The sequence below is a fragment of the Plantactinospora sp. WMMB334 genome (assembly GCF_049179095.1).
GTDB lineage: Bacteria > Actinomycetota > Actinomycetes > Mycobacteriales > Micromonosporaceae > Plantactinospora.
The window spans coordinates 7,471,147-7,483,620 of record NZ_JBMHME010000002.1 but is presented as its reverse complement, the minus strand read 5'-3'; the positions used below and the strand labels follow the sequence as shown (position 1 = coordinate 7,483,620).

The 12,474-nt window shown below is 71.0% G+C and carries 10 protein-coding genes and 1 rRNA gene; 4 read left to right on the top strand and 7 right to left on the bottom strand.

The annotated features are described in order from the left end of the window. Positions 1–240 precede the first annotated feature (240 nt). From ACN27G_RS32455 to ACN27G_RS32445, 3 genes are all read right to left on the bottom strand, one after another. Positions 241–1,760 (bottom strand): 16S ribosomal RNA (locus tag ACN27G_RS32455). 448 nt (positions 1,761–2,208) lie between these two features. Continuing rightward, positions 2,209–2,832: a DUF305 domain-containing protein gene (locus ACN27G_RS32450; RefSeq protein WP_421496472.1), complete on the bottom strand. Its 624-nt coding sequence runs from the start codon at positions 2,830–2,832 to the stop codon at positions 2,209–2,211. Positions 2,833–2,934: 102 nt separating this feature from the next. Further along, positions 2,935–3,822, bottom strand: coding sequence for a DUF1996 domain-containing protein (locus tag ACN27G_RS32445; RefSeq protein ID WP_421496471.1), 888 nt, complete (start codon positions 3,820–3,822; stop codon positions 2,935–2,937). A 278-nt stretch (positions 3,823–4,100) separates the two neighbouring features. Here ACN27G_RS32445 and ligA point away from each other — a divergent pair, with 278 nt between their 5' ends. After that, positions 4,101–6,365: an NAD-dependent DNA ligase LigA gene (gene ligA, locus ACN27G_RS32440; protein WP_421496470.1), complete on the top strand. Its 2,265-nt coding sequence runs from the start codon at positions 4,101–4,103 to the stop codon at positions 6,363–6,365. A gap of 68 nt (positions 6,366–6,433) precedes the next feature. On the opposite strand, the gene ACN27G_RS32435 is transcribed toward ligA, so the two are convergent. Beyond that, positions 6,434–7,135, bottom strand: a complete 702-nt coding sequence (locus ACN27G_RS32435) for a putative protein N(5)-glutamine methyltransferase (protein WP_421497542.1) — start codon at positions 7,133–7,135, stop codon at positions 6,434–6,436. Between ACN27G_RS32435 and ACN27G_RS32430 the strand changes: the two genes are divergently transcribed. Both ACN27G_RS32430 and ACN27G_RS32425 read left to right on the top strand, forming a co-directional pair. After that, complete coding sequence (locus ACN27G_RS32430; protein ID WP_421497632.1) at positions 7,092–7,430, top strand: hypothetical protein; 339 nt, start codon at positions 7,092–7,094, stop codon at positions 7,428–7,430. The two genes, ACN27G_RS32435 and ACN27G_RS32430, sit on opposite strands and share 44 nt — an antisense overlap. Before the next feature lie 108 nt (positions 7,431–7,538). Beyond that, positions 7,539–8,780, top strand: coding sequence for a sodium:proton exchanger (locus ACN27G_RS32425; RefSeq protein WP_421496469.1), 1,242 nt, complete (start codon positions 7,539–7,541; stop codon positions 8,778–8,780). 124 nt (positions 8,781–8,904) lie between these two features. Here the strand turns inward: ACN27G_RS32425 and ACN27G_RS32420 are convergent, their stop codons facing one another. After that, complete coding sequence (locus tag ACN27G_RS32420) at positions 8,905–9,069, bottom strand: hypothetical protein (protein WP_421496468.1); 165 nt, start codon at positions 9,067–9,069, stop codon at positions 8,905–8,907. Between the two features lie 166 nt (positions 9,070–9,235). Then, entirely contained in the window at positions 9,236–10,468 is a 1,233-nt protein-coding gene (locus ACN27G_RS32415; protein ID WP_421496467.1) for a cytochrome P450, read from the bottom strand. 59 nt (positions 10,469–10,527) lie between these two features. Between ACN27G_RS32415 and ACN27G_RS32410 the strand changes: the two genes are divergently transcribed. Continuing rightward, positions 10,528–10,785, top strand: a complete 258-nt coding sequence (locus tag ACN27G_RS32410) for a DUF952 domain-containing protein (RefSeq protein ID WP_421497541.1) — start codon at positions 10,528–10,530, stop codon at positions 10,783–10,785. 45 nt (positions 10,786–10,830) lie between these two features. On the opposite strand, the gene nhaA is transcribed toward ACN27G_RS32410, so the two are convergent. Next, entirely contained in the window at positions 10,831–12,141 is a 1,311-nt protein-coding gene (gene nhaA, locus ACN27G_RS32405) for a Na+/H+ antiporter NhaA (protein ID WP_421496466.1), read from the bottom strand. Between the last annotated feature and the right edge of the window lie 333 nt (positions 12,142–12,474).

Below are 12,474 nucleotides of genomic sequence, written 5' to 3'. Positions count from 1 at the left end.
CCTGGCAGAAGAACCAACCACACACACGCGGTTGTTCCCTCAGGACCCAACAGGATGCCCAACACCCACCACCAGCCGCACCAACCCGACCTTCCACACCACCCCGAAAGATGGCCGTACTCGCCGGACCAGCCGTTGCCAGCCGTGAACTAGCCAGTGTCTCCGCCAACAAGCACCCCAACCCCCACATCCGGAGGGCCCGAGGCTCCTACCCGACCTTCGCCGAGAGGCGCTCCTTAGAAAGGAGGTGATCCAGCCGCACCTTCCGGTACGGCTACCTTGTTACGACTTCGTCCCAATCGCCAGCCCCACCTTCGACCACTCCCTCCCCCGAAGAGGTTAGGCCATGGGCTTCGGGTGTTGCCGACTTTCGTGACGTGACGGGCGGTGTGTACAAGGCCCGGGAACGTATTCACCGCAGCGTTGCTGATCTGCGATTACTAGCGACTCCGACTTCACGGGGTCGAGTTGCAGACCCCGATCCGAACTGAGACCGGCTTTTTGGGATTCGCTCCACCTCACGGTATCGCAGCCCATTGTACCGGCCATTGTAGCATGCGTGAAGCCCTGGACATAAGGGGCATGATGACTTGACGTCATCCCCACCTTCCTCCGAGTTGACCCCGGCAGTCTTCGATGAGTCCCCGCCATAACACGCTGGCAACATCGAACAAGGGTTGCGCTCGTTGCGGGACTTAACCCAACATCTCACGACACGAGCTGACGACAGCCATGCACCACCTGTGACCGCCCCCGAAGGACCCCACATCTCTGCAGGTTTTGCGGCCATGTCAAACCCAGGTAAGGTTCTTCGCGTTGCATCGAATTAATCCGCATGCTCCGCCGCTTGTGCGGGCCCCCGTCAATTCCTTTGAGTTTTAGCCTTGCGGCCGTACTCCCCAGGCGGGGCGCTTAATGCGTTAGCTGCGGCACAGAGAACCGGAGAGGCCCCCCACACCTAGCGCCCAACGTTTACAGCGTGGACTACCAGGGTATCTAATCCTGTTCGCTCCCCACGCTTTCGCTCCTCAGCGTCAGTATCGGCCCAGAGACCCGCCTTCGCCACCGGTGTTCCTCCTGATATCTGCGCATTTCACCGCTACACCAGGAATTCCAGTCTCCCCTACCGAACTCTAGCCTGCCCGTATCGACTGCAAGCCCACAGTTGAGCCATGGGTTTTCACAGTCGACGCGACAAACCGCCTACGAGCTCTTTACGCCCAATAAATCCGGACAACGCTCGCGCCCTACGTCTTACCGCGGCTGCTGGCACGTAGTTGGCCGGCGCTTCTTCTGCAGGTACCGTCACTCCCGCTTCGTCCCTGCTGAAAGAGGTTTACAACCCGAAGGCCGTCATCCCTCACACGGCGTCGCTGCATCAGGCTTCCGCCCATTGTGCAATATTCCCCACTGCTGCCTCCCGTAGGAGTCTGGGCCGTGTCTCAGTCCCAGTGTGGCCGGTCGCCCTCTCAGGCCGGCTACCCGTCGTCGCCTTGGTAGGCCATCACCCCACCAACAAGCTGATAGGCCGCGAGCCCATCCCAAGCCGAAAAACTTTCCACACACCACCATGCGGCAGCATGTCATATCCGGTATTAGCCCCCGTTTCCGAGGGTTATCCCAAAGCCTGAGGCAGGTTACTCACGTGTTACTCACCCGTTCGCCGCTCGAGTACCCCCGAAGAGGCCTTTCCGCTCGACTTGCATGTGTTAAGCACGCCGCCAGCGTTCGTCCTGAGCCAGGATCAAACTCTCCAACAAAAACCAGAGAAATCAAACCCAGCAACAAAAAACACTTGCTGCCAAACAAACAAAACCATTTGGCACTGGCATATCAAGCACCCTGTTGAGTTCTCAAAGAACAAACACACACCAGACAACCAGCCACACAAGCCAGCCACCCAGGGCCATCTCTCCACACCCAGCGTCACCGCCAGGCACTTGTTGTACTTTACCCGACTGTTTCCACCCCGTCAAACCGATGTCTCCCGGTTTGTCGTGCTTCGTCCTACCGTCGGGCACCCGTACGCGCGCGGCAGGTCACCGCCGCGATCGTCCGGGGTTTGGCAGGCCGGCCGCCGCGGTATCGCTCCGCGGGCTTGCCCGGTGCCCTGCCGACGCAGAAAGTTACACCGCCGGACCGGGAACGCCAAATCGGGGTCCGGCTGATCCGGGGGCTTGCCCGGAAATGTGTTTAATGTCGACTTACTCAGCCGTCGAGCTCACCGAGTTGGGTCAGGTATTCGGTACCCGTCCTGACGATCGCGGCGGCCAGGGCCGTGGTTTCCCGCTCGGCGCCGGCACGCTGCTCGGCACCCGCGATCCGGACGGACTGCTTTAGGTGCTCCCGGAGATGCTGGCCGAAGAGCCGCCGGAACTCGGCGTCGGGGGCGGTGCCGAGCGCGCTCAGCTCGGTTTCCGTCATCATGCCCGGCATGTCGTGCCCCTCGTGCGGGTTCGTCTTCGGTGCGCCGGATCGGTCGAGCAGTCGGCGCGACAGGTCGAGCTCGGCACGGTGGGTGTCCCGGACCCGGGCGGCGAGCCGGCGCAGGGCCGGCTCGCCGGTCCGCTCCGGCACCAGTTCCAACAGCGGCAGTACCCGTTCGTGCATGGCGACGGTCAGTTGCAGCCAGGCGATGTCGGTGCCGTTGAACGGGCTCGACGATCCCGGCGTACCCGGCGGGTCGGCCGCCGGACCGGCGTCGGCCGGAGCCGCGCCGCCGGGCGTACCGCCGATGGTCGGCCCCGGGACGGCGGAGCCGGCGCAGCCGCCGACCAGCAGCACCGCGACGAGCAGCGCGCCGGCCGGTACGACGGCGGCCGCCTGCCTCATCCGCGCCCCCTCCTCCTGGCCCGTCTTCGGGCCTCCGGGTGCCGACCCGTCGGCGTGCTCCGCGGCGGGCCGGCTCCGGCCGAGCCCGCCGCACATGCCACGTCAGCTCGGGCTGCCGTCCGCACCACACTTGATCACCGGGCGGATGCAGTCCCGGACCCGCCGCATCATCTCGGCCTCCGGCCAGGCGTTGAAGAAGTCACCGTGCATGGTGAAGCCGCCGCCGGAGGCGAGGCGGAACCGGGCCGGGTTGCCGTTCACCGGATAGCGCAGCACCTGACGCAGCTTCGGCACCGCCACGGGATGGCTCGACGGGCAGGCCTGGTTCACCGGGTACGCCATGTGGCTCTTGTGGTCCGGCGAGTCGAGGTCACGGCCGTTCCAGCACTGCGGGAAGTCGAGGTACGACTCGATCATCGTCCCGGCCGGGCAGTTGACGAAGTCCTTGGAGGCGCCGACGTGCCCGGCGTGCAGGCAGGACCACCGGGAGATGGTGGTCGAGTCGGGGCCGGTGGCGCGGGCGTTGCCGGCCACGATGCGCAGGCCCAGCGGGAGCGGCTGGGTGTTGGCGACGATGTCGCTGCGGACGCCTTCGCCGAGGTAGTAGAACGTGACGATGGTCGGCTCCACGGGGACGTTGTCCGCGTAGAAGGTGGGCACCCAGTAGGACGAGACGTCGACCCGCGGGTTGCAGGTCGTGTTCGAGTTCAGCAGGTCGGCCAGGTTGGTGTAGGCGTTGGTGGCCGTGCTGCCGAAGAAGCTGTGCATGTGGGAGGCGCCGGGCAGGCCCGGGTAGATGATCGGGTCGTCCGGCAACCGGTGGCTGTAGGGACAGTCGGCCAGGAACTCGGCGACCCGGACGACCCGGGCCTCGGCCGGCTCCGCGCGCTCGATCACGGCGTAGCCGCCGAGCAGGGCCAGCAGGGCACCGAACAGCGTCACGATGCGTAGCCGGCGGCGCGTGCCGGGGAAGGGTGCGGCCCTTTCCATGGCGAAACTCCTCGCTGGTGAGCGGCCAGCGGGGGTTCCGGCGCCGCCGCCGAAGACGCGGGAGACCGCTGGCCAGACTGGTGGTGGTCTGCCCTCGTTCGAGGGCGTAGAGAGCGCTCTCTATTCCTCTCAGCTTGGGCCCGCTGTTGAAAGCTGTCAATACTCCCGCTCGATCGCGGCGCCAGGTCGGCACGGGCCGGGCGGGCGCGGCGACTCGTCGTCGTACCCGGTACCTAGGCTGAACGCCGAGCTTGCGGGTCTGACGGGAGGGGGACCTCGTGGCGCACGAGGCAGTGGCGGTGGAAACCGACGAGCGGCCCGACCGGGCGGGCGGTGCCACGGTCGATCCGGAGGACGGGGCGGTCGATCGGGAGGACGGGGCGGTCGATCGGGTGGATCCGCCGGTCGACGCCGCGCACGCCCGGCCCTTCGCCGACCGTCCGGCCTATGCGGCGGCGATCGCCGAGATCAGGGCGGCGGCCGCCGCCTACTACGGCGGCGCGGAGCTGGCGATGGACGACGCGACCTACGACGGGTTGATGGCCCGGGTCGTCGCCACCGAGACCGCACGACCCGACTGGAAGGCCGACGATTCGCCGAGTGAGCTGGTGGCGGCCGGTGCCGGGGTGGTCGGTGACGTGGTGCACAGCATCCCCATGCTCAGCCTCGACAACGTCTTCGGCGAGGCCGAGCTGGCCCGCTGGGCGGCCCGGCTCGACAAGCTGCTCGGCCGGCCCGCCGCCGGCTACACCGTGGAGCCCAAGATCGACGGTCTGGCCATCGCCGCCCGTTACGTGGACGGTCGGCTGACCCAGGTCGCGACCCGGGGCGACGGCCTGGCCGGCGAGGACGTGACGCCACAGGCACGCCGGGCCGCGGGCCTGCCCGAGCGGCTCGGCGAGCCGCTCACCGTGGAGATCCGTGGCGAGGTGTTCATGACCGACGCCGACTTCGCCCAGGCTCAGGAGCTGCGCACCGGGCACGGGGAACCGCCCTTCGCCCATCCGCGCAGCGCCGCCGCGGGCACGCTGCGGGCTCAGGACCGGGCGTACGACGCGCCACTCTCCTTCCTCGCCTACTCGGTGCACGGCCTCGACGACGCCGGCGGGGCGACCGACCCCCGATCCCACTCGGCCACCATGGCGTACGTCGAGAGCCTCGGCGTCGCCACCACCGCCGGCTCACCGGCCGGGATGCCGCTCTGCGCCACCGTCGAGGAGGTGCTCGCCGTCGTGGAGTCCCTCTACGCCCGCCGGGGCGGGCTGGGCTTCGGCATCGACGGGGCGGTGATCAAGGCGGACCATCCGGCCGACCGCGAACTGGCCGGCTCGGGCACCCGCGCACCCCGCTGGGGCATCGCCTACAAGTTCCCCGCCGACACCCGCACCACCACCCTGCTCCGGATCGAGGTGCAGGTCGGCCGGACCGGGGTGATCACCCCGGTCGCCGTGCTGGCGCCGGTGCAGGTCGGCGGGGTGACCGTCACCTCGGCCACCCTGCACAACTTCGACGACCTGGTGCGGCGCAACGTCCGGGCCGGCGACACCGTGTTCGTCCGGCGGGCCGGTGACGTGATCCCCGAGATCACCGGCGCCAAGCTCGACGAGCGGCCGGCGGAGTCGACCGCGTACGAGCCGCCGAGCAGGTGCCCGCGCTGCGACGGCGAGATCGACCGGTCGCAGAAGCGCTGGCGCTGCACGCAGGGGCGCGCCTGTGGGGCCCGCGAGTCGCTCGCCTACTACGCGGCCCGGGACTCGATGGACATCGAAGGACTGGGCAGCAAGATCATTGATTTGCTCGTCGGTGCCGGCCTGGTCACCGATCCCGCCGACCTCTACGATCTCGATCCCGGCACACTGGCCACGATGGAGCGGCTGGGCGAGACCTCCGCCCGCAAGCTCGTCGCCAACGTCGACGCCTCGAAGCGCCAGCCCCTCTCCCGGGTGCTCACCGGTCTCGGGGTACGGATGACCGGCCGGTCCATGTCCCGCCGGCTCGCCCGGCACTTCGGCACCATGGCGGCGCTGCTGAATGCCTCCGTCGCCGACCTGCAGGAGGTCGAGGGCGTCGGCCCGGAGCGCGCCGTCACCATCGCGGCGGAGTTGGTCGAGCTGGCCCCGGTGGTCGAGAGGCTCGCCGCCCGAGGAGTCAACATGACCGAGCCGGGCATCACCGGTCCGGCGCCGGCCGGCAGGGGCGGCAGCGACGAGGACGGCGGTCCCGGCGTCCCGACGGCGACCGCCCTGCCGCTGCGCAGGCCGGACGGGGCGCCGATGACGGTGGTCGTGACCGGCTCGGTGCCCGGGCTGACCCGCAACGAGGGCAACGAGGCGGTCGAGCGGCTCGGCGGCAGGTCGTCCGGGTCGGTCTCCAGGCGGACCGACCTGGTGGTGGTCGGCGACGGCGCGGGCAGCAAGGCCGAGAAGGCCACCGATCTGGGTCTCCGGGTGATGCCGGCGGAGCGGTTCGCCGAACTGCTCGCCGCGCACACCGCCGGGGACGCGGCGAAGATCGCCGAGATCCTGGCCGCGCCGGAGCAGTGACAGGACGTGCCGCGGAGCAGTGCGGCACCCGGCGCGGAGCCTTGAGGCACCGGTCGCGATCTGCCCGGTCAGCTATCGCCGCCGACGACCACGGTGGTCATCGGAAACTCGTTCTCGGTGAACACCGCCGGGGCGAGGCCGGCCCGTACCAGCTCGGTGACCGCGACCTCGACCTGCTCCGGGTTCGTTTCCAGCAGCAGGTGGCCACCGGGAGCGAGCCAACCCGGCGCTGCGGCGGCCACCCGGCGCAGCACGTCGAGCCCGTCGGGGCCACCATCCAGGGCCACCAGCGGCTCGTGCAGCCGCGCCTCGGGCGGCAGCAGGGCGATCGCCTCGCTGGGCACATAGGGCACGTTCGCCACCAGCACGTCGACCTGGCCGCGCAGCCGCGGCGGGAGGGGGTCGTACAGGTCTCCGGCGTACACCCGTCCACCGAGTGGGGCGAGGTTACGCCGCGCGCAGCGCACGGCGGCCGGCTCGACGTCCACCGCGTACAGCGCGATGTCCCTGACCAGAGCGGCGAGCGCCAGCCCGATCGCACCACAGCCGCAGGCCAGGTCGAGCACCGTGCACCCCGGGCGGGCCAGTGCGGCCGCCCGGCGCACCAGCAGCTCCGTGCGGCGACGCGGCACGAAGACCCCGGGGTCCACGGCAACCCGCAGCCCGCAGAAGTCGACCCAGCCGACGATGTGCTCCAACGGCACACCAGCGACCCGCCGATCCAGCATGGCCAGCAGTTCGGCCGGGGACCGCGCGGCGCCGGTCAGCAGTTCCGCCTCTTCCTCGGCGAAGACACAACCGGCGGTACGGAGCCGGTGGACGAGGGCCTCCCCGTCGAGCCAGCGCGAGGATGACGACGGCGGCGAGGCCGAGGACGAGGACGAGGAGGACGGCGAGGCCGCAGAGGTGGCGGAGGGCGAGGAGTCGGTCGCGCCCGAGGACACCGGCGCGGGTTCCGGGGTGGACGCGGGGGCGGAGATCGGTGCCACCTCCCCAGCTCGCGACGGCCAGGGCGTCAACGTACCCCACCGCCGCGTTGCCGGAGACGGCGAAGGGGCCCGGTAGCGCCACCTCGACCTGCCATCCGACCTGCCACCCGCCGCGGGATCTGGGCGATTCGCACCTACCCGGGGCAGGGTTCCGGCAGGCTCGTTCCGGGCGGGGGTGGCGGCGGTGCGAGTGGGACTCGATGTCACGGTACCGGCCCGGGGGGTGGCCGTCCGGGTCGGTGTCGTCCTGCTGGCGGCCGCGCCGGCCGTCGCGATCCGACTCTCCGGCGGTCACCTGCCGGCGCTGGCCGGGATGGCGGTCTTCGGGGTGGCGGTGCTCTCGGCGGTGGCCCTGCTGATGTGGGGCTCCGAGGTGGCCCGCGTCGACCTGCCGGGCAGCCTGTCGCTCGCCCTGCTCGCCCTGGTCGCGGTGCTTCCCGAGTACGCCATCGACATCTACTTCGCCTTCTCCGCCGGCTCCGATCCGGCGTTCGCGGCGTTCGCACTGGCCAACATGACCGGCGCCAACCGGCTGCTGATCGGGGTCGCCTGGCCGCTGCTGGTCTTCGCCGCCATCTGGGCCGTCCGCCGGCGCGGGCAGCCCGGTGACCGCAACGGCGTCAGCGTCTCGGCACACCGCCGGACGGAGACGGCCTACCTGCTCCTCGCCACCGCCTACGCCCTGGTGATCCCGGCGACCGGCCGGCTGGCCTGGTACGACACCATCGTGCTCGGCGCGCTCTTCGGGCTCTACCTGTCCCGGACCGGCCGGACGGAGCACGCCGAGGAGTCCCTGGTCGGGGTGGCCGCCACCCTCGCCAGGCAACCGACCACCCGCCGCCGGCTGACCGTCGCCGCGCTCTTCGGTACGGCGGCCGTGGTGATCCTGAGCGCGGCCGAGCCGTTCGGCAGGTCTCTCGTCGAGGCTGGCGCGGCGCTCGGCATCGACGAGTTCCTGCTCGTACAGTGGCTCGCCCCGGTCGCCTCGGAGGCACCCGAGGTGATCGTGGCGGTGGCCTTCGCGCTGCGCGGTCGGGCCGACGACGGACTCGGTGCCCTGCTGGCGGCGAAGCTCAACCAGTGGACCCTGCTGATCGCCTGCCTGCCGGTCGCCTTCTATCTCGGCGGTGGCGAGTTCGCCGGGCTGGCCCTGGACGAGCGGCAGACCGAGGAGCTCTACCTGACCGCCGCGCAGACCCTGCTCGGCGTCGCCGTCCTGGCCGACCTGCGGATCTCCCGGGCCGAGGCGGCGCTGCTCTTCCTGCTCTTCGCGGTCCAGTTCGCCGTCCCCACCCAGACGGTCCGGTACGGCGTCGCGGTCGCGTACGCCATCCTGGCTGGACTGCTGTTGGCCCGGCACCGACGGGAACTGCCCGCGCTGGCCCGAGCCACCTGGCCGACCGGCCGCGCCCGTCCCAGGTCCTGACCCGGCCGGCGCGGCCCGGCCCCCTGCATCCCGGCCCCTGCGTCCCGGCGCGCTGCCCCGGGCCGGCGGCGCCGCACACCGGTACGGCCCGCGGCGGCATCCCGCACGCCGGCCCGGAGATCGGCTACAGGTAGCCCTTGGCCTCCCGCTTGGCGACCATCGGTTCGGCCCCCTTGCCCATCTTCTTCAGCGCCTCGCGCAACTGCTGCTCGTTCATCTTGGAGTTGCCCTCGATGCCCGCCTCGTGTGCGCGCTGGCGCAGCTCGTGAAGTTCGTCCCGATCACCCATGTCGAGCCTCCCGGTTCCACAGACGAAGGGTGCCGGCGCCCGGCCCCGTCCCACCCGGCCTGGCTTCCCCGGCCCCGCCCGCCGAAACTCGGCCTGGCTTCCCCGGCCCCGCCCGCCGAAACTCGGCCGTAGCCGGTGGCTACCCGGACGGGGACGAAGCCGGTGGCTACCCCCGGACGAGGACGAAGCCGCTGCGGGGCCGGGTCGGCACGCGTCGCAGCGGAATGTCGAGATCCTGCTCGGGCACCTCGTAGTCGAGCCCGACCAGCCGACCGGCGAGCGCGTTCAGCAGCGCCACCGTGGTGGTCTCGCCGGGACAGCGGTGCCCGGTGCGCGGGTCACCACCACCCTGCGGCACCAGGTCGAACGCACCGATCTCGCGGCCCAGGAACCGTTCCGGGTCGAAGACGTACGGGTCCGGCCAGAGCTGCGGGTCGTGGTTCTGGCCGTACAGGTCGAGCAGCACGAGGGAGCCGGCCGGGATGGAGACGTCCCGCCAGGTGAGGTCCCTGACCGCGTGGCCGGCGACGAACGGCGCGAACGGATAGAAGCGGCGGACCTCGTGGCCGAACGCGGTCACGTAGTCGGCGCTGCCGGAGCGTAGCCGGGGTCGCAGTTCCGGCCAGCGGTGCAGGGCGTGCGCCGCAAAGGTGACGTACCAGCAGACTGCAACGACCGGCCGGACGAGATTGAGGAGTTCCACGGCCGCCGTCCGGGAGTCGAGCGGCCGGCCGTCGGCGTCCCGGTAGCGCGCGATCACGTCGACCGCCGAGCCGGCGTCGGCGGCCTGCCGACCCTCCCGGACCCGGTCGACCAGTTCGGCGAGCCACCGTTCCCGCCGGCTGCGCGCCTGCCGGGCGCGCCAGTGCCGGGGCCCGAACGTGCCGAAGCCGTCCACCATCGCCACCGCGTCGGCGGCCAGCCCGGCGACCTCCGACCCGGCCAGCGGCACCCCCACCCACTGGCAGACGGCCCGGGTCAGCACCCGGCTGGCCTCGTCGAAGAGTACGACGGGCTGCCAGGCGGGCCAGCGGGCGACGGTCTCGTCCCAGGCCGCCGTGGCGTACCGGCCAAGGTTGGCGATCTCGTCGGTGCTCAGCAGCGAGGTGAAGATCGCCTTGCGGTGCCGGTGATCGGCGCCGTCGAGGGTGTGTACCGCACCCCGACCGAAGAGGGTGACCTGCACCGGGCCGGGGATCGCCCCGTGCCGGCGGATGTGCTGCTCGTCGTAGAAGAACCGCGCGGCGTCCGGGCCGCAGAGCCCCACCGCCCGCTGTCCCAGCAACCGGGTCCGCACGGCGTACCCTTCGGCGCGGCGGCGGCGGTTCGGTAGCCAGCCGTAGCCCTCGGCCGCCAGCAGCAGTGTGTTGTCGACGAGTGGGGCGGAGTGCGACGGCATTCGCCCTTCATGCCCCGGCGGCCCGGGGCTAAACCGGACCGGGCCGAGCGCGCCGAACCATCGCCGACGAGGGGTTCATCCACGCCGCCCGCCGTGGGCAGGTGCTCGGCGTGGCCGAGGCGTTCTACGCGGACGCCGGCCCGCTGCTGCTGCTGAGCGTCGACCCGTCCCGGCTCTCCAGCCCGGTACGCGACGACGAGGTCGCCCCGGGGATCGTCTTCCCGCACATCTACGGGCCGATCGACCTCGACGCGGTGGTCGGCGTGGCACCCCTGGAGCGGGACGCCGACGGCAGGTTCGTGATGCCGCCCGCCTGATCGGGAGCGCGGCCGAGGCGTCGGAGCCGCCTGGTGGGCCGGCGGTCAGGGCTGCGGTTCGCGGCCCTGGTAGACGTCGGGGATCCCGTCGGCGTCCGCGTCGCGCTCCTCGACCTCGTGCAGGCTCTGGTAGTGCCGGTTGCGGATCCGCAGCACGACCGTGGCGAGCAGTGCCGAGAGCAGGGAACCGACCAGTACGCCGATCTTGGTGTGTTCGGTGCTTTCCGTGCCGACGCCGAACGCCAGCTCACCGATCAACAGCGAGACGGTGAAGCCGAGCCCGGCGAGCAGGGCGAGGCCGAAGACGTCCCACCAGCTCAGTCCCTCGGCGAGCTGGGCCCGGGTAAAGCGTTGGACCAGCCAGGAGGCTCCCAGCACACCGGCCGTCTTGCCGGCGACGAGGCCGACCGCGATGCCCAGCGCCACCGAGTCGGTCAGGCTGCTGGTGAATCCGCTCAGGCCGCCGACCGACACCCCGGCGGCGAAGAAGGCGAAGACCGGCACCGCGACCCCCGCCGACAGCGGTCGGAACCGGTGCTCGAAGTGCTCGGCCAGCCCGATGCCCGGTCCCTCGGCCCGGCGGATCACCGGCACCGTGAAGGCGAGCAGCACCCCGGCGACCGTGGCGTGCACCCCTGAGGCGTGCACCAGTCCCCAGGTCACGGCCGCCAGCGGCAGCAGCAGCCACCAGGACCGCACCCGCCGCTGGACCAGCAGTGCGAACAGTGCCAGCGGCAGCAGCGCCAGCAGCAGCGGGGCCAGGTGCAGGGAACTGGTGTAGAAGAGCGCGATGATCAGGATTGCGAGCAGATCGTCGACGACCGCCAGGGTCAACAGGAAGGTCCGCAGCGCCGCCGGCAGGTGCGTACTGATGACACCGAGCACGGCCAGCGCGAAGGCGATGTCGGTGGCGGTCGGGATCGCCCAGCCGGCCAGCGCGTCCCCGCCGGCACGGGCGTTGACGGCGACATAGATCAGGGCCGGCAGGATCATCCCGCCCAGGGCGGCGGCGACCGGCAGCACCGCCCGGCTCGGGCTACGCAGGTCACCGGCGACGAACTCCCGCTTCAGCTCCAGCCCGGCGACGAAGAAGAAGATCGCGAGCAGGCCGTCCGCCGCCCACTGGTTCAGGGTCAGGTCCAGGTGCAGGCCCGCCGGACCGATCCGGGCGTCGCCAAGCACGCGATAGAGATCGCGCCACGGGCTGTTCGCCCAGACGAGAGCGAGAAGGGCCGCGGCGAGCAGCAACGCGCCGCCGACCGTCTCGACGCGGAGGATGTCAGCGATCCGGCGGACCTCCGGCCAACTGCCGCGACCGAAGATCCGGCCGGACGGCTTGCCAGGGGTCGATGTCACACAGGCCTCCCGGAGGGTCGACAGCGGGGGTCGCCGACCAAACGTTCCGGCGCGCGCACCTACCGTAGCCGATCAACGTGTCGGCCCGGTTGTTCCCGCGTGTCGGTCCGGACGGTCCGCGCCCGCGTGACGGGCTCGGGGTGCGCCTCCCGCGCTAGGCGATCGGGGTCGACGCGTCCCGCGCCGAATCGTGTTGCGGCGGGCGGACCCGGTCACGTACGTTCCCCGGGTATCGCCGACGAGCCGGAAGGAGGTCAGACCGTGTCCGACGTTCTGCGCCCCCTCCGCGCCCCGGCGTTCGCGCGGATCTGATCCGGGGCGCTCGCTCCCGGA

Excerpts from the sequence above, each read along its gene's own strand:
- ACN27G_RS32430 (WP_421497632.1), top strand. The coding sequence starts at position 7,092 with ATGGCCAGCAGTTCGGCCGGGGACCGCGCGGCGCCGGTCAGCAGTTCC.
- ACN27G_RS32420 (WP_421496468.1), bottom strand. The coding sequence starts at position 9,069 with ATGGGTGATCGGGACGAACTTCACGAGCTGCGCCAGCGCGCACACGAG.
- ACN27G_RS32450 (WP_421496472.1), bottom strand. The coding sequence starts at position 2,832 with ATGAGGCAGGCGGCCGCCGTCGTACCGGCCGGCGCGCTGCTCGTCGCG.
- ACN27G_RS32445 (WP_421496471.1), bottom strand. The coding sequence starts at position 3,822 with ATGGAAAGGGCCGCACCCTTCCCCGGCACGCGCCGCCGGCTACGCATC.
- ACN27G_RS32415 (WP_421496467.1), bottom strand. The coding sequence starts at position 10,468 with ATGCCGTCGCACTCCGCCCCACTCGTCGACAACACACTGCTGCTGGCG.